Genomic DNA, 17,134 nt, shown 5'->3' with positions numbered 1-17,134 from the left:
TCCGCCCGTCAGTTCCCGAGCATCCCGGTCCACAGCTCGGGGAATTCCGGCAGCGTCTTGGCCGTCGTCTCCACGTGCTCGATCTGCACACCGTCGACCGCGAGGCCGATGATCGCGCCCGCGGTGGCCATGCGGTGGTCGTCGTACGTGTGGAAGACCCCGCCGTGCAGGGGGCGCGGGTGGATCCGCAGGCCGTCGGCGGTCTCGGTGACATCGCCGCCCAGCTCGTTGATCTCCTTGGTGAGCGCGGCCAGGCGGTCCGTCTCGTGCAGTCGCAGATGGGCCACGCCGCGCAGGGTCGACGGGGAGTCGGCGAGGGCCGCGACCGCCGCGATGCCGGGCGTGAGCTCGCCGACCTCGCTCAGGTCGGCGTCGATGCCGTGGATGGCACCCGAACCGGTGAATTCGAGGCCGCGCTCGGTCAGCGCGCAGGAGCCGCCCATCTCGGTGAAGATCTCGCGCAGCCGGTCACCGGGCTGGGTCGTGCGCACCGGCCAGTCGGGGATGACGACCGTGCCGCCGGTCACGAGGGCGGCCGCGAGGAACGGCTGGGCGTTGGAGAGGTCCGGCTCGACGGTCAGGTCGCGGCCGAGCAGGGCGCCGGGCGTGACCCGCCAGACGTTGGGCTCGCCGCCCGACTCCGGGGTGTCCACCTGGGCGCCGACGGCGCGCAGCATGTCGACGGTCATACGGATGTGCGGCAGCGAGGGCAGGGTCGAGCCGGTGTGGCGGACCTCGACGCCCTGGTTGAAGCGCGGCGCGGAGAGCAGCAGGGCGCTGACGAACTGCGAGGACGACGAGGCGTCGACCGACACCGGGCCGCCGTCCAGCGCGCCGCTGCCGTGCACGGTCAGCGGCAGTGTGCCGCGGCCGTCGTCGTCGATACGGGCGCCGAGGACGCGCAGGGCGTCGATCACGCCGTTGAGGGGGCGCTCGTACGAACGCGGGTCGCCGTCGAAGCGGACGGGGCCGTCGGCGAGCGCGGCCACCGGGGGCAGGAAGCGCATCACGGTGCCGGCGTTGCCCACGTCGACCCTGGTCGGGCCGTGGAGCGCGGCGGGAATCACCCGCCAGGTCTCGCCGGAGCCGTCGGGGCCGACCCCTTCTTCGATGCCGACGCCCATCGCGCGCAGGGCGGCGGCCATCAGCAGGGTGTCGCGGGAGCGCAGGGGGCGGCGCAGCCAGCCGGGCTCGGAGGCGAGGGCGGCGAGGACCAGGGCACGGTTGGTGACCGACTTGGACCCGGGCACGTGGACCGTCGCGTCGACGGCTCCGCTCGCGTGCGGGGCGGGCCAGAGGGCGGTGTGTGCGGGGTGAACGGTCATGCGCCCCACTTTAGTGGTTGGCCCAGTCCGGAGATCTTGATCAAAATCGGCGAAATCCGAGCGAAACAGCAGGCTGATATACGGGGCCGAAATTGCCGTGCATATATGCGCGCCCATGCCCGTTCGTGCCCATTCATGCCCGTTCATGCCCTCTCGTGCCCGTTCATGTCCCGCCGTGCGGGGGGAGGCGGGTGGAGGCGGGCTCCCGGGCCGTCAGACCCGCAGCAGCCACTGTGCGCCCCCCATCAGCGAGCACAGCGACACCACGTGGAACAGGAAGAGCCACAGCCCCGCCGGCACATGGGTGAGCCGCGACAGCTGGTCCGCATCCGACTCCCGGGCGCCGCCGCGCGCCCGCTTCGCCTGCAGCTCGAAGGCCGGCCGTACCCCGCCGACCAGCAGGAACCACACCACTGCGTACGCGAACGCCGCCTGCACCTGCGATCCGGCCAGCCATGACACCAGCAGGAACGTGCCCCCGGTGAGGACCACGGTCAGCGCCCCGTAGGCGTTGCGGATCATCACCAGCATCGCCACCAGCAGCGCGGTGGCCGCCCACAGCAGCAGGGTGATGTGCCCGGCGGCCAGCAGCGCCGCCCCGCCGAGGCCGAGGAGCGGGGGAGCGGTGTAGCCCGCGGAGGCGGTGAGGATCATCCCGAGGCCGTACGGCTTGCCGCGGCTGACGGTGAGGCCGCTGGTGTCGGAGTGGAGCCGGATACCGGTGAGGGTGCGACCGGTGAGCAGCGCGACGAGGCCGTGGCCGCCCTCGTGCGCGATGGTGATGGCGTTGCGCGATATCCGCCACACCCCCTGCGGCAGGACCACCGCGAACGCGGCGACCAGGGTGGCGATCACCACCCACAGATCGGGATCGGGCTGGGTCCCGAAGACCCGGTCCCAGAGGTCGGGCAGCGAGCTCAGCGAGGTCGAGGCGAGGCTGTCCATTGCTGGTAGTGGCTCCCTGGGTTGGTCGAATCTGGCAGTGTTGCACGTATGTGCGGACGGTATTCAGCGAGTCGTAGGCCCGAGGATCTCGCAGGAATCTTTGAGGTCGAGAAGTGGGAGCCGGAGGAGACCTTGGCGCCCGACTACAACGTGGCCCCGACCAAGGAGGTCTACGCGGTTCTGGACCGTCCCCTGAAGGACGCCGACGACAAACGGCCGGTTCGCCAGCTGCGCACGCTCAAGTGGGGTCTCGTCCCGTCCTGGGCCAAGACACCCGAGGGCGGCGCGCGGATGATCAACGCGCGCGCCGAGACGGTGCACGAGAAGCCGTCGTACCGCCGTGCCTTCGCCGCCCGCCGCTGCATCGTGCCCGCCGACGGCTACTACGAGTGGGTCACCGGCAAGCAGGAGCGCGACCTGGAGGTCGAGGGAAAGAAGAAGCGCCCGCGCAAGCAGCCGTACTTCGTGCTCCCCGCCGACGGGTCCGTTTTCGCGATGGCCGGGCTGTACGAGTTCTGGCGGGACAAGACCCTCCCGGACGACCATCCGGGGGCCTGGTGGGTGACCTGCTCGGTGATCACGACGGAGGCGGAGACGACCCCGCTCGCGGTGGCCCCGGCCCAGGGCCCGTACTCCCTGTCGGACATCCACCCCCGTATGCCGCTGATGCTCACCCCGGACCGCTGGGACGCCTGGCTCGACCCGTCCCGCACGGACCCCGACGATCTGCGCTCCCTGCTGGAGCCGCCGCCCGCAGGCCTGATGCGCGCCTACCCGGTCTCCACGGCGGTCAGTAACGTCCGCAACAACGGCCCTGAGCTCCTGAAGGAGCTGGAGGCACCCGAAGAGGGCACACTCTTCTGACGTGACGGATGTGACAGAGAGCGTCGAGACCGACGCCGGAACGGCCCGTGTCACCTGGCACCGCGCGAAGCGGGCGAAGCTCGTCCTGGCCCTGAGCCACGGCGCCGGCGGCGGCATCGAGGCGCGCGACCTGCAGGCGCTGGCCCGGGTGCTGCCCGCGCACGGCGTGAGCGTCGCTCTTGTGGAGCAACCCTGGCGTGTCGCCGGCAAGAAGGTGGCGCCCGCGCCCAAGACGCTGGACGTGGGCTGGCGGGGGGTGTGGCCGGCCCTGAAGAAGAGCGGGCTGCCCGTGATCTCCGGCGGGCGCAGCGCCGGGGCCCGCGTCGCCTGCCGTACGGCCACCGAGCTCGGTGCCGCCGCCGTGCTCGCGCTGAGCTTCCCCCTGCACCCGCCGGGCAGGCCCGAGAAGTCCCGTGCCGACGAGCTGCTCGGCGCGGGCGTGCCCACGCTCGTCGTCCAGGGCGGAAACGACCCGTTCGGCCGACCGGAGGAGTTCCCGCAAGTGAAAAGGGGGCGCGCGCAGCACGTCGGTGCAACGGCGGTGGTGGGCGACGGGTGGGCGTACGAGATCGTCGACGTGCCGAACGGCGATCACGGCTTCGCCGTGCCGAAGCGTGCGGACATCACCCAGGACGAGGCCCTGGAGATCGTCACCGACGCCGTGGTGAAGTGGGCCGCGTCACTCGGGTGACGCCCGGGAATGTTGCGGGCCGGACCAATGTTGTGGGGATCAGACAGCACGTGCCGTGCTGCACCGCACGTAGAGAGGAAGTCCGCCGCATGGGTTCGACCATCTGCCCGAGCCGTCGCAGCAGCGCTGACCTGGACTGGACGGTGCTGCACGCGACCAAGACCGCCCCTATTCGGGCGGCGGCGGGTAAGGATGTTCGTCTATCCTCCGATTCCAGTGGGACCGCTTTCGGTCCTGCCACGTCGCTGGAGGAGGTGGGTCCGGTCACCGGTACCGACGCAGGGACCGAAAACGGCCAGGCGGAGCAGCCCGAGGGCCGGGGCACGGGCGCGGAGTCGTCCGCGGAGCGCAGTGCACGCTTCGAGCGGGACGCGCTCGAGTTCCTCGACCAGATGTATTCGGCCGCGCTGCGCATGACGCGCAACCCGGCCGATGCGGAGGACCTGGTGCAGGAGACGTACGCGAAGGCGTACGCGTCCTTCCACCAGTTCCGCGAGGGCACCAACCTCAAGGCATGGCTGTACCGGATCCTCACCAACACCTTCATCAACTCGTACCGCAAGAAGCAGCGCGAGCCCCAGCGCAGTGCGGCCGAGGAGATCGAGGACTGGCAGCTCGCGCGCGCCGAGTCGCACATGTCGACCGGTCTGCGCTCCGCCGAGTCGCAGGCGCTCGACCACCTTCCCGACTCGGACGTCAAGGAAGCGCTCCAGGCGATCCCCGAGGAATTCCGCATCGCCGTCTACCTCGCGGACGTAGAGGGCTTTGCGTACAAGGAGATCGCGGACATCATGGGGACACCCATCGGTACGGTGATGTCCCGGCTGCACCGGGGCCGCCGTCAACTGCGCGGCATGCTCGAGGACTACGCCCGTGAGCGCGGGCTGGTCCCGGCGGGCGCCGGAGAGTCGAACGAAGCGAAAGGCTCGGGCTCATGAGCTGCGGAGAGCCGCACGAGACGGACTGCAGTGAGGTCCTCGACCATCTGTACGAGTTCCTCGACAGTGAGATGCCGGACGTCGATCGCGACAAGTTCAAGCAGCACTTCCAGGAGTGCTCGCCGTGCCTGGAGAAGTACGGCCTGGAGCAGGCCGTGAAGAAGCTGGTCAAGCGGTGCTGCGGCCATGACGATGTGCCGAGCGACCTCCGGGCGAAGGTCATGGGCCGCATCGACCTGATCCGTTCGGGCCAGGCGGTGCCCGAGCACGACGTGACCGTGACGCCCCAGGAGTCCTGAACTCCCGTTCGCAGGACTCGGGGTCGACTTCGCCGGACTCGGGGTCGACTTCCGACGGCCGTCACTCGAACGTGCTAATCCGCGGGTCATAGGCCCGCGGATTCCTCCAATGCCACCCTTGTGCGCCGCCCTTCCCTCTAGGCTCCGGAGCCTGAAAGGGGCATGACCGGACCCGTCCGGTTCGGGACCGGGCGCGGGTTCGGGGGAGGTGCGTCGTGGGGCCGGTTCCGCCATGGGCACGTGTGTACGTCGGCTGTGCGGTCCTCGGCGTCCTGCTGTGCGTGGCTCCCGTGCCGGACATCCGGGTCCCCTGGTGGGCGGTCGCCCTGCTCGCCGCGCTCTGCGCCGGCTGTGAGCAGGTCCCCCGCCACCGTCTCCCCGGCCGGGCCCCCGAGGGCCTCGGCACGTTCTTCCCCGTACTGCTCGCCGGGGCCTTTCTGCTGCCGCCCCCCGCCGCCGCGCTCGTGCCGCTGCCGGGGGCGCTGCTCGCCCACCTCGCACAGCGTGGGCCGTGGCTGCGCCGGAGCTGGCGGGCCGCCCAGCTTTCCCTCGCCGTATGGGCCGCGTCCCGCGTGCACTGGTCGCTGGGCGGCCGTGACGCGGTCGTCGGCCCCCACTTCCCGTACGCCCTGCTGACCGCCGGGGCCGCCGTGGTGGCGTTCTGCCTGGTGCTGACCGCGCTCGACACCGGAATCCGGGCGCTGGCCGAGGGGGTGCCGGTGCGGTGGGGGCGCCCCCTGCTGGAGCGAGGCCGGGAGCTCGGGCGAGCCTGGCGCGGGCTGTTCCTGCGCTCCCTCGCACCCGTCGCCGTGCACGGGCTCGCCGGGCTGATGATGGCCGTGCTGTGGCGCAGCCCGTACGGACCGCCCGCCGCGCTGCTCGTGCTGCTGCCCATGTACGTGTCCTGCTGGGTGTTCGCCCAGTACCACCGGGAACGGGCCGCCCACCAGGCGACGATCCGAGCGCTCGTCCAGGCCGTCGACATCAAGGACGGGTACACCCGCGGGCACAGCGAGCGGGTCGGCCAGGCCTCGGTGATGATCGCCCGTGAACTCGGCATGGACGACGAGCGCCTCGAGGTGCTCCGGTTCGCCGGGATCCTGCACGACGTCGGGAAACTCGGCGTGCCCACACGGCTGTTGCGCAAGGACGGACCGCTCACGCCCGAGGAGCGTCGGATCATCGAGCTGCACCCCGAGTACGGCCACGAGATGGTCCGCGGGATCGGGTTCCTCGGCGAGGCGCGGTCCGCGATCCTCCACCACCACGAGCGGCTCGACGGCAGCGGATACCCGTACGGGCTGATGGGCTCTCAGATCCCCGAGTTCGCCCGGGTGGTGGCGGTCGCCGACGCCTTCGACGCGATGACCTCGACCCGCTCCTACCGGCGCGCCCGTCCCGTCGAGGCCGCGGTTCAGGAACTGGAGCGGTGCGCTGGCGCACAGTTCGACCCGGCGATGGTACGGGCGCTGATCCGCGCACTGCACCGGCACGGCTGGCATCCGTCGGTGACCGCGGACGACGTGCGCGCAAACGTGCCGCCCCCGGCCCTGCCCGTGGCCGGTCAGCCGGCCGGTCGGGGACACGGCCGGGGCGGCGCATGACGGCGGGCCGCCTCCCCCTCGTCCTCGCCCACGCGGCGGCCGGGCTCCTCGCCGTCGGCTCCCTCGCCCTCACGCTCTGGCGCGGCCTCGACGAACCTGCCGTCGCCCTCGCCTTCGGGGTGCTCGTCGGCGTCGGGGAGCTGTCCCGCTGGAGCGGCAGCGACGAGCGGGAGCCCGCGCCCCTGGGGGCCGCCGGGGCGCTCTCCTACGCCCTGCTCGGACAGAACGCCGGACAGCCCACCCACCACGGCGTGCCACAGGTCGTCACCGTGGTCCTCGCGGCCTCCCTCGCCGGCTGCGTCCCGCACGTGGCCCGCGGCCGTGGGTCGACCGCCGACCACCTCACCCGCCGTCTCCTGACCGCAGGCTTCGCCGCCGTCTGCTTCCAACCGCTCTACGACCAGGGCAGGTTGCACGGCCGGGGCGGACCCGCCTACGCGCTCGTCGTCGTCGCCCTGCTGGTGCTCACCACGCTCTGCGACGCCGTGCTCGCCGCCGTCCTGGCGCACGCCCGGACCCGCTGGCCGTTCGGACCACTGCTGCGCGACGAACTGCGGGCCCGGCTCGGCATCGGCTCCGCCGTGTGCGCGACCGGCGCCGTGATGGCGCTGGCCGTCGCCGTGGTGGGCCTGTGGGCGCTGCCCGTCTTCTCGTTGCCCTTGCTGCTCACCCAGCTCTCCTACCGGCGCTACGCGGCCGTGCGCACCACCTACCGGCAGACCATCGCCTCCCTGGCACGCGCCACCGAGATCGCCGGGTACACGCCCGCCGGGCACGCCCGCCGTGTGGCCGCGCTCAGCCGGGCCGTCGGCCGCGAGCTGGGCCTCACCGAGCCCGAGCTGACCGTGCTGGAGTACGCGGCCCTCATGCACGACATCGGGCAGCTCAGCCTCGTCGACCCGGTTCCCGACGGTGCCACCGCCTCGCTGCCCGCCGAGGAGCAACGGCGCATAGCGCTCCTCGGCGGGGCCGTCGTACGCCAGACCGGGGTGGACGCCGAGGTCGCGGTCGTCGTGGAGCGGCAGGCGGACCCCTACCCGGAGCAGCCGGTCAACGCCAGAATCGTCCGGACCGTGAACGCGTACGAGGAGATGGCGCGGGAAGAAACGGGACCAGGGGGACCGCTGAGCGCCCTGGAGCGGCTGCGGCTCGCCGGCGCACGTGACTACCAGCCGGAGGTCGTGGAGTCACTCGCCAGGGTGTTGCAGAGAGACGGTCTGACCTTGCCTGCGACGGGGTAACCCATGGGTAATGAGCGCCCGTCCGGCCCTACGTGGTTGGATGCGAGGAGAGGGTGTTCGGGGGCACAGCTCGGCCCGTGGCCCCGCGGACGTCAAGGAACCGGCAGGCGGGAATCGCAAGGGACTGGCAGGCGGGAATCGTGAGGATCTTCGGGAAGGGACGGCACCGGCCCTCCGCCTCCTGGCGGCAGGCCACCGACCGCGCGTTCACGCTGATCGGCGACGGCCGGTACGAGGACGCGGGAGCGCTGCTGACCCGTGCCGCGGACCTGGAGCCCTGGCTGTCGGAGTCCTGGTTCAACCTCGCCCTGCTGCACAAGTTCCGCCATGACTGGGAGCAGGCCCGCGCCGCCGGTCTGCGTGCGGTGGCCCTGCTCGACCGGGAGACCGGGGCGCCCGACTGGTGGAACGTGGGCATCGCCGCCACCGCCCTGCAGGACTGGCCGCTGGCCCGCCGCGCCTGGCAGGCGTACGGCCTGAGGGTGCCTGGAGGCGCCACCGTCTCGGACGAGCCCACCGGGATGGATCTGGGCAGCGCGGCCGTTCGGCTGTCGCCGGAGGGCGAGGCCGAGGTGGTGTGGGGGCGCAGGCTGGACCCCGCCCGTATCGAGGTGCTCTCCATCCCGCTGCCGTCCTCCGGGCGCCGCTGGGGCGAGGTCGTGCTGCACGACGGCGTACCGCACGGCGAGCGCACGACGGCCGCCGGGCACGCCTACCCCGTCTTCGACGAGATCGAGTTGTGGGCACCCTCGCCGGTGCCGACCTGGGTCGTGCTGCTGGAGGCGGCGACCGAGGAGGACCGGGACGCACTGGAGCAGCTGGCCGCCGACGCGGGCTTCGCCGCCGAGGACTGGTCCTCGTCCGTGCGGCTGCTGTGCCGTATGTGCTCCGAGTCCCGGATGCCGTCCGACGAGGGCGACGGCGAGCACCTCGACCCGCACGACCACAGCGAGCCCGGTCATCCGGGACCCCTGGGCCACCGCACCGACGGGCAGCTGTGGGTGCCGGAGCGCGAGTGTGGCGTCGCGGCGCCCGCTTCTTTGGTGCGCGGGCTGCTCGACGGCTGGGTCGCGGACAGCCCGGACTCCCGCGACTGGCGGGACCTGGAAGAGGTCTGCTGACCGGGGTGTGCCCGCGGATCCCGGGGAGTCCACCGCAGTGCGCCCCGTAGGCTGTACTTGCAGGTTTTGTCACAGGTTGCAGGAAGGCGTACGTCGGTCATGGCGCAGCAGGACACCGATCAGCAGCACGCGGGCGTGCTCCCCGTGGACGACGAGGGCTTCGTCATCGACACCGAGGACGTGGAGGAGCGCGAGTCCGCCTGGCGTGAGCGCGGGACCTCGCGGCCGATCACCGTCGTCGGGAACCCGGTGCTGCACAAGGAGTGCAAGGACGTCACCGAGTTCGGCGAGGAACTGGACCAGTTGGTCGCGGACATGTTCGCCAGCCAGCGCACCGCCGAGGGCGTGGGCCTGGCCGCCAACCAGATCGGCGTCGACCTGAAGGTGTTCGTCTACGACTGCCCGGACGACGAGGGCGTGCGGCACGTCGGTGTGGTCTGCAACCCGAAGCTCGTGGACCTGCCCGCCGACAAGCGCCGCCTGGACGACAGCAACGAGGGCTGCCTGTCCGTGCCGACCGCGTACGCGCCGCTCGCCCGCCCCGACTACGCCGAGGTGACCGGCCAGGACGAGAAGGGCAACCCGATCAAGGTGCGCGGCACCGGCTACTTCGCTCGGTGTTTGCAGCACGAGACGGACCACCTGTACGGCTACCTCTACATCGACCGGCTCTCCAAGCGCGAGCGCAAGGACGCCCTGCGGCAGATGGCCGAGAACGAGCCCCGCTACCCCGTGGTGGCCAACGACTGAGAGATCTTGCTGACGGCGCCCGGTCGGATACCTCTCCCGACCGGGCGCCGTCCATGTGTGCGTCGCACATTCGATCCCTTGTACGCATGAACTGATCCGTATTCAGTCAGGCAAGGGGGATTCTCAGCACCCTGAGGGTGTGGTTGAGGCAAATCCGTTCCCAGACCGGTCAGTTGTGGTGCTGAATGGAAAGCGCGGGGATACGCAACGGCGCGCGCCCGGCACGACGGGAGGGGGCGTGCGTCAACCGGCGGCTGAGAGGGGTTGTTCGTGCCAGCTTTCCCACACAGCACTTCATCGACGGCGACTGTGGTCGCGGTACCACCGGCGCTCTCCCTACCGGTGATCGAAGCCGTGTTTCACCGTCAACTGCACCCGTATTGGCCCCGCCTGCAGGAGAAGACGCGTTCCTGGCTGCTGGAAAAGCGGCTCATGCCGGCGGACAAGGTCGAAGAATATGCCGACGGACTGTGCTACACCGACCTCATGGCGGGCTACTACATCGGCGCGCCCGACGAGGTCTTGCAGGCGATAGCCGACTACAGTGCGTGGTTCTTCGTCTGGGACGACCGCCACGACCGTGACATCGTCCACCGACGGCCCATGGCCTGGCGGAGGCTGAGGTTCCAGCTGCATGCGGCCCTGGACTCCCCACGGAACCACCTGCACCACCCCGATCCCCTGGTCGCGGGGTTCGCGGACAGCATGGTGCGCCTGTACTCGTTCCTCGGCAAGAAGTGGAACGCGCGCTTCGCGCGGCATTTCCACGCGGTGATCGAGGCGTACGACCAGGAATTCCGCAACCGCACCTCGGGAACCGTCCCGACGGTCGAGGGGTATCTCGAACTCCGGCGGCTCACCTTCGCACACTGGATCTGGACCGATCTGCTCGAGCCGAGCGCGCAATGCGAACTGCCCGACGCTGTGCGGAAACACCCCGCATACCGGCGGGCGGCGCTGCTGAGCCAGGAATTCGCCGCCTGGTACAACGATCTGTGCTCGCTTCCCAAGGAAATCGCGGGAGATGAGGTCCACAATCTCGGAATCAGTCTCATTCACCATGAGGGACTGACCCTTGAAGAAGCGGTCAGGGAAGTACGGCGACGGGTCGAGGGATGTGTATCCGATTTCCTTGCCGCCGAAATGGAGGCGTTGCGCTTCGCCGACACCCTCGCGAACGGAACCGTGCAGGGAAAGGAACTGAGCGTTGCCGTAAGGGCGATCGTCGCGAATATGCGGAACTGGTTCAGCACCGTGTACTGGTTCCACCACGAGTCCGGCCGGTACATGGTCGACAGCTGGGACGACCGCTCCACACCCCCGTACGTCAACAACGAAGCGGCAGGTGAAAAATGACCCTGGAATCGGTCATACCCGAGGCGCCCGCGGAACTGCGTGTTCCGCCCCTCGCCACAGGCAGCGTCCCGGTCCTCGGCCACGGCTGGAAACTGGCCCGCGATCCGCTGGGCTTCCTGGCCCGGCTGCGTGCCGACGGCGACGTCGTGCGGCTGAAGCTGGGCCCGAAGACGGTGTACGCGGTCACCACCCCGGAACTCACCGGAGCCCTTGCGCTGAGCACCGACTTCAGCATCGGCGGCCCGCTGTGGGAGTCCCTCGAAGACCTGCTCGGCAAGCAGGGGGTGGCCACCACCGTCGGGCCGCTGCACCGGCGCCAACGGCGGGCGATGCAGCCCGCCTTCCGGCTCGACGCCATCCCCGCCTACGGGCCCGTCATGGCGGAGGAGGCGCATGCGCTGGTGGCGCGGTGGAGTTCCGGCGAGACCATCGACGTCACCTCGGAGGCGTTCCGCGTGGCCGTCCGCGTCACCGCCCGCTGCCTGATGCGCGGCAGCTACATGGACGAGCGGGCCGAGCGGATCTGCGCCGCGCTCGCCACACTGTTCAGCGGTATGTACCAGCGCATGGTCGTGCCGCTCGGACCGCTGTATCGCCTGCCGTTTCCGGCCAACCGGGAATTCAACAGGGCATTGGCCGATTTGCACCTCCTGGTCGACGAGATCGTCGCGGCCCGCCGGGCATCCGGTCAAAAGCCGGACGATTTGCTGACGGCTTTGCTGGCGGCGAAGGACGAGAATGGCGAGCCCATCGGGGAACAGGAGATCCACGACCAGGTCGTCGCGATAGTCACGGCCGGCAGCGAAACAGTGGGTTCCATGGTCATGTCGCTCCTCCAGGTCCTCACGGATCACCCGGATCAGACGGACAAGATCCGCGACGAGGTGAAAACCGTTGTGGGCGACCGGCCGGTGGCATTCGAGGACGTCCGGAAGCTGACGCACACGGCGAATGTCATCCTCGAGACAATGCGTTTGCGCCCCGCCGTATGGATATTGACGCGGCGGGCGGCGACCGACACCGAGCTCGGTGGGTATCGCATTCCAGCCGGGGCCGACCTCGTGTACAGCCCGTACGCGATCCAGCGCGATCCGCAGTCGTACCAGCGGAATACGGAGTTCGACCCCGACCGCTGGCTTCCGGAGCGCGCGAAGGACGCCCCCAAGTACGCGATGACCCCGTTCGGTGTGGGCAATCGGAAGTGCCCGGGCGACCACTTCTCGATGGCCGAACTCACGCTCATCACAGGGGCGGTGGCGTCCGCCTACCGCTTCGAGCAGGTGCCCGGGTCCGATGACCGGCCCCGTATCGGCATCACGCTCCGTCCGCGCCGACTGCTGCTGAGGGCGCTGCCCAGGTGAGCGCCGGGACGCACGTTCAGGCGGCCTGCGGGCCCCTGAACGTGCGCCGGTAGGCGTTCGGTGTCGTGCCCAGGGCGCGGACGAACTGATGGCGCAGCGCCGCCGCCGTGCCGAAGCCGGTGCGGACGGCGATCGCGTCCATCGTCTCGTCGGTGCTCTCCAGCAACTCCTGGGCCAGCAGCACCCGTTGGCGCAGGATCCAGCGGTACGGGGTGGTGCCGGTCTCCTGCTGGAAACGGCGGGCGAAGGTGCGCGGGGACATATGGGCGCGGGCGGCGAGCTGCTCCACGGTGACCTCCTCGTCGAGGTGGCGCTCCATCCACACCAGCACCTCGGCGACCGTGTCGCACGGGGATCGCGGCAGCGGCCTCTCGATGTACTGGGCCTGGCCGCCGTCGCGGTGCGGCGGCACCACCATGCGCCGGGCGATCTTGTTGGCGACCTCCGGCCCCTGTTCCTTGCGCACGATGTGCAGGCAGGCGTCGATGCCGGCGGCGGTGCCGGCCGAAGTGATGACCGGGTCCTCGTCGACGTACAGGACGTCCGGCTCGACGATCGCGCGCGGGTGGCGCCGGGCGAGGGCGTCCGCGTGCCGCCAGTGCACCGCGCAGCGCCGCCCGTCGAGCAGCCCGGCCGCGCCCAGCACGAAGACACCGGAGCAGACGCTGAGCACGCGGGCGCCCCGGTCCGTGGCCCGGCGCAGGGCGGCCAGCAGCTCCGGCGGGTAGGTGCGGGTGATGTTCGCGTCCGAGGCCGGTACGGCGATCAGATCGGCCTCCTCCAGGCGGTCGAGGCCGTAGGGGGTCGAGACCGTGAACCCGGTGACATGGGTGCTCAGTGCCGGGCCCTCCGCGGAGACGACCGCGAAGTCGTACACCGGCAGCCCCTCGTCGCTCCGGTCGAGGCCGAAGACCTCGCACACGACTCCGAGTTCGAAGGGATGCACACCGTCGAGCAGGACGGCCGCCACGTTCTTCAGCATGCTGCCAGTGTGCCCGGGAAATGGCAGTAATTCGAGGGTGTACGGCAGTCCTGCCACTCACGGTAAGGAGCATTCGGCGCGACAGTGGTGTCCATGAACACGGCACAGGCACAAGCGCTGATCGGAATGCTCACCGTCCTCGGGATCCTCGTCCTCCTGGTCCTCCCGTCAGTGATCGGCATCGTGCGCGACCGGCGCATCGACCGACAGATCAGAAAGGCCCAGGAGGAGCGGGACACCGAGAGGGATCAGAAGTCCTCGTCCAGGTCGACGGTGCCCTCCACCGCGACCTGGTACGCCGACGGACGCCGCTCGAAGAAGTTGGTCAGCTCCTGAACACCCTGGAGCTCCATGAAGGAGAAGGGGTTCTCGGAGCCGTACACCGGGGCGAAGCCGAGGCGCGTCAGGCGCTGGTCGGCGACGCACTCCAGGTACTGCCGCATCGAGTCGGTGTTCATGCCGGGGAGGCCGTCACCGCACAGGTCGCGCGCGAACTGCAGCTCGGCCTCGACGGCCTCCTTGAGCATGTCGGTGACCTGTTGCTGCAGTTCGTTGTCGAAGAGCTCCGGCTCCTCCTTGCGGACGGTGTCCACGACCTCGAAGGCGAACGACATGTGCATCGTCTCGTCGCGGAACACCCAGTTGGTGCCGGTGGCCAGCCCGTGCAGCAGGCCCCGGCTGCGGAACCAGTAGACGTACGCGAAGGCGCCGTAGAAGAACAGGCCCTCGATGCACGCGGCGAAGCAGATCAGGTTGAGCAGGAAGCGGCGGCGGTCGGCCTTGGTCTCCAGGCGGTCGATCTGCTCCACCGAGTCCATCCACTTGAAGCAGAACTCCGCCTTCTCGCGGATGGAGGGGATGTTCTCCACCGCAGCGAAGGCAGCGGCCCTGTCCTCCGGATCGGGGAGGTACGTGTCCAGAAGCGTCAGGTAGAACTGGACATGGACAGCCTCCTCGAAGAGCTGGCGCGACAAGTACAGACGCGCCTCCGGGGAGTTGATGTGCTTGTAGAGGGTCAGCACCAGGTTGTTCGCGACGATCGAGTCGCCCGTCGCGAAGAAGGCGACCAGACGGCCGATCAGGTGCTGCTCGCCGGGCGTCAGCTTGGCGAGGTCCGCGACGTCCGAGTGGAGGTCGACCTCCTCCACGGTCCAGGTGTTCTTGATGGCGTCCCGGTAGCGCTCGTAGAAGTCGGGGTAGCGCATCGGGCGGAGAGTCAGCTCGAAGCCCGGGTCGAGCAGGTTCTGGGGTCGGGTGGTCATTACTGGCAGGCCTCGCAGGACTCGGGGTTTTCCAGGGAGCAGGCGACGGCGTCGGGGTCGGCGACCTGCTGGACGGGGATGGGGGTCTGCGCCTGGGCGGCGCGGGCGATGCGGGTCGCCGGGCGCGAGCGCAGGTAGTACGTCGTCTTCAGGCCCTGCTTCCAGGCGTACGCGTACATCGAGGAGAGCTTGCCGATGGTCGGCGTCTCCATGAACAGGTTGAGGGACTGCGACTGGTCGAGGAACGGGGTCCGGGCCGCCGCCATGTCGATCAGACCGCGCTGCGGAATCTCCCACGCCGTGCGGTACAGGGCCCGTACGTCGGCCGGGATCCACGCGAAGTCCTGCACCGAGCCGCCCGAGTCGCGCAGCGCCTCACGGGTACGGGCGTCCCAGACGCCGAGCTCCTTCAGGTCCTTCACCAGGTACGAGTTGACCTGGAGGAACTCACCGGACAGCGTCTCGCGCTTGAAGAGGTTGGAGACCTGCGGCTCGATGCACTCGTACACGCCCGCGATCGAGGCGATCGTGGCGGTGGGCGCGATCGCCAGGAGAAGCGAGTTGCGCATACCGACGGCGGCGATCCGCTCGCGCAGAGCGGCCCAGCGCTCCGGCCAGTTCAGCTCGACACCGTAGTGGTCGGGGTGCAGGACACCCCGGGCGGTACGGGTCTTCTCCCAGGCCGGGAGCGGGCCGCTGCGCTCGGCGAGGTCGGCGGAGGCCTCGTATGCGGCGAGCATGATGCGCTCGGCGATACGGGTGGACAGGGCGCGCGCCTCCGGCGAGTCGAAGGGCAGGCGCAGCTTGAAGAAGACGTCCTGGAGGCCCATCGCGCCGAGACCGACCGGGCGCCACTTGGCGTTGGAGCGGCCCGCCTGCTCGGTCGGGTAGAAGTTGATGTCGACGACGCGGTCGAGGAAGGTGACGGCCGTGCGGACCGTCTCGTCCAGCCGTTCCCAGTCGAGGTCCTGACCGACCACGAAGGCTCCCAGGTTCACCGAACCCAGGTTGCAGACCGCCGTCTCCCCGTCGTCCGTGACCTCCAGGATCTCCGTGCAGAGGTTGGAGGAGTGGACGACATGGCCCGGCTCGGCCGTCTGGTTGGCCGTGCGGTTCGCGGCGTCCTTGAAGGTCATCCAGCCGTTGCCGGTCTGCGCCAGGGTGCGCATCATACGGCCGTACAGATCGCGGGCGGGGATCGTCTTCTTCGCCAGTCCGGCGGCCTCCGCCTTGCGGTACGCGGCCTCGAACTCCGTGCCCCACAGGTCGACCAGCTCCGGCACGTCCGACGGGGAGAACAGCGACCACTGCTCGTCGGCGTTGACCCGGCGCATGAACTCGTCCGGGATCCAGTGCGCGAGGTTGAGGTTGTGCGTACGGCGGGCGTCCTCACCGGTGTTGTCGCGCAGCTCCAGGAACTCCTCGATGTCGGAGTGCCAGGTCTCCAGGTAGACCGCGGCCGCGCCCTTGCGCCGGCCGCCCTGGTTCACGGCGGCGACGGAGGCGTCGAGGGTCTTCAGGAACGGGACGATGCCGTTGGAGTGCCCGTTCGTGCCGCGGATCAGCGAACCGCGGGAACGGATGCGGGAGTACGACAGGCCGATGCCGCCGGCGTGCTTCGAGAGCCGGGCGACCTGGTGGTAGCGGTCGTAGATGGAGTCCAGCTCGTCCTTCGGGGAGTCGAGGAGGTAGCAGGACGACATCTGGGGGTGCCGTGTACCGGAGTTGAAGAGCGTGGGGGAGGAGGGGAGGTAGTCGAGGCGGCTCATGAGCCCGTAGAGCGCGCCGACTTCGTCGACCGACCGGCTGCCCGCTTCTGAATCAAGCACAGTGTCCGCGGCGAGACCGGCGGCGACACGCAGCATGAAGTGCTGGGGCGTCTCGACGACCTTGCGGGTGATGGGGTGGCGCAGGAGGTAGCGGCTGTGCAGGGTGCGCAGGCCGAAGTAGCCGAAGCGGTCGTCGGCGGCCGGGTCGATCAGCGAGTCGAGCCGCTCGGCGTGCAGCCGTACGAACTCGGCGGTGCGGTCGGCGATCAGTCCTTCGCGGTGCCCCACGGCGATGGACTCGGTGAAGGACGTGACGCCCTGCGAGGCGGCCTCGGCGCGGATGCCGATGGTCAGCAGGCGGGCGGCCAGCTTCGAGTAGGCGGGGTCGTCGGAGATGAGGCCGGCGGCCGCCTCCGTGGCCAGCTCGCGCAACTCCGAAGTGATCCCGGCGAAGTCCCCCCGCGCCGACCGGCCGCGCAGCGCGGCGGCGGCGACCCGGCCGGGGTCGGCGTCGGGGAGGTCGGCGGTCAGCTCGGTCAGGGTCCGCAGCAGCGCGGCACCGGGACCGTCGGTCTCCAGGCCGGTGGCTGAAGCCGGGTCGGCTGGCGCGATGGTCACGTGGGGCT

Annotated in this window: 15 protein-coding genes; 10 read left to right on the top strand and 5 right to left on the bottom strand. The window is 70.2% G+C overall.

The features are described from left to right. Positions 1–8: 8 nt before the first annotated feature. The gene (aroA, locus tag ABT186_RS32330; RefSeq protein ID WP_351928091.1) at positions 9–1,325 is read right to left on the bottom strand and encodes a 3-phosphoshikimate 1-carboxyvinyltransferase; all 1,317 of its coding nucleotides are present in this window, start codon (positions 1,323–1,325) and stop codon (positions 9–11) included. Positions 1,326–1,538: 213 nt separating this feature from the next. Further along, positions 1,539–2,270 (bottom strand): M50 family metallopeptidase, encoded by a 732-nt coding sequence (locus ABT186_RS32325; protein ID WP_351221606.1) that lies wholly within the window; start codon positions 2,268–2,270, stop codon positions 1,539–1,541. A 48-nt stretch (positions 2,271–2,318) separates the two neighbouring features. Here ABT186_RS32325 and ABT186_RS32320 point away from each other — a divergent pair, with 48 nt between their 5' ends. The 10 genes from ABT186_RS32320 (at position 2,319) to ABT186_RS32275 (ending at position 12,495) form a co-directional block, all read left to right on the top strand. Beyond that, entirely contained in the window at positions 2,319–3,134 is an 816-nt protein-coding gene (locus ABT186_RS32320) for an SOS response-associated peptidase (protein WP_351221607.1), read from the top strand. Between the two features lie 10 nt (positions 3,135–3,144). Continuing rightward, positions 3,145–3,825, top strand: a complete 681-nt coding sequence (locus ABT186_RS32315) for an alpha/beta hydrolase family protein (RefSeq protein ID WP_351221696.1) — start codon at positions 3,145–3,147, stop codon at positions 3,823–3,825. A gap of 254 nt (positions 3,826–4,079) precedes the next feature. Further along, the gene (gene sigR / locus ABT186_RS32310) at positions 4,080–4,763 is read left to right on the top strand and encodes an RNA polymerase sigma factor SigR (protein ID WP_351221608.1); all 684 of its coding nucleotides are present in this window, start codon (positions 4,080–4,082) and stop codon (positions 4,761–4,763) included. Beyond that, positions 4,760–5,062 (top strand): mycothiol system anti-sigma-R factor, encoded by a 303-nt coding sequence (gene rsrA, locus ABT186_RS32305; protein ID WP_351221609.1) that lies wholly within the window; start codon positions 4,760–4,762, stop codon positions 5,060–5,062. The genes sigR and rsrA overlap by 4 nt, the downstream gene beginning before the upstream one ends. A gap of 215 nt (positions 5,063–5,277) precedes the next feature. Next, the gene (locus ABT186_RS32300; RefSeq protein ID WP_351221610.1) at positions 5,278–6,666 is read left to right on the top strand and encodes an HD-GYP domain-containing protein; all 1,389 of its coding nucleotides are present in this window, start codon (positions 5,278–5,280) and stop codon (positions 6,664–6,666) included. After that, a complete protein-coding gene (locus ABT186_RS32295) occupies positions 6,663–7,907 on the top strand; it encodes an HD-GYP domain-containing protein (protein WP_351928089.1) in 1,245 nt (414 codons plus the stop codon). Before ABT186_RS32300 ends, ABT186_RS32295 begins: the two co-directional genes overlap by 4 nt. A 140-nt stretch (positions 7,908–8,047) precedes the next feature. Next, complete coding sequence (locus ABT186_RS32290; RefSeq protein ID WP_351221612.1) at positions 8,048–9,028, top strand: tetratricopeptide repeat protein; 981 nt, start codon at positions 8,048–8,050, stop codon at positions 9,026–9,028. Positions 9,029–9,127: 99 nt separating this feature from the next. Beyond that, positions 9,128–9,778 carry a peptide deformylase gene (gene def / locus ABT186_RS32285; protein WP_351928087.1) on the top strand — a complete coding sequence of 217 codons (651 nt, stop codon included), beginning with the start codon at positions 9,128–9,130 and terminating at the stop codon, positions 9,776–9,778. A 270-nt stretch (positions 9,779–10,048) separates the two neighbouring features. Beyond that, the gene (gene cyc1 / locus ABT186_RS32280) at positions 10,049–11,134 is read left to right on the top strand and encodes an epi-isozizaene synthase (protein ID WP_351928085.1); all 1,086 of its coding nucleotides are present in this window, start codon (positions 10,049–10,051) and stop codon (positions 11,132–11,134) included. Then, complete coding sequence (locus ABT186_RS32275) at positions 11,131–12,495, top strand: bifunctional albaflavenone monooxygenase/terpene synthase (protein WP_351221615.1); 1,365 nt, start codon at positions 11,131–11,133, stop codon at positions 12,493–12,495. Before cyc1 ends, ABT186_RS32275 begins: the two co-directional genes overlap by 4 nt. Positions 12,496–12,511: 16 nt before the next feature. On the opposite strand, the gene ABT186_RS32270 is transcribed toward ABT186_RS32275, so the two are convergent. The 3 genes from ABT186_RS32270 to ABT186_RS32260 form a co-directional block, all read right to left on the bottom strand. Further along, positions 12,512–13,477, bottom strand: coding sequence for a GlxA family transcriptional regulator (locus ABT186_RS32270; RefSeq protein WP_351221616.1), 966 nt, complete (start codon positions 13,475–13,477; stop codon positions 12,512–12,514). Between the two features lie 248 nt (positions 13,478–13,725). Continuing rightward, positions 13,726–14,739, bottom strand: a complete 1,014-nt coding sequence (locus ABT186_RS32265; RefSeq protein WP_351928083.1) for a ribonucleotide-diphosphate reductase subunit beta — start codon at positions 14,737–14,739, stop codon at positions 13,726–13,728. Further along, a complete protein-coding gene (locus ABT186_RS32260) occupies positions 14,739–17,126 on the bottom strand; it encodes a ribonucleoside-diphosphate reductase subunit alpha (RefSeq protein ID WP_351221618.1) in 2,388 nt (795 codons plus the stop codon). Before ABT186_RS32260 ends, ABT186_RS32265 begins: the two co-directional genes overlap by 1 nt. Positions 17,127–17,134 lie beyond the last annotated feature (8 nt).

This window comes from Streptomyces sp. NPDC001634 (genome assembly GCF_040298185.1).
GTDB lineage: Bacteria > Actinomycetota > Actinomycetes > Streptomycetales > Streptomycetaceae > Streptomyces.
This window is presented reverse-complemented; position numbering and strand designations above follow the sequence as displayed.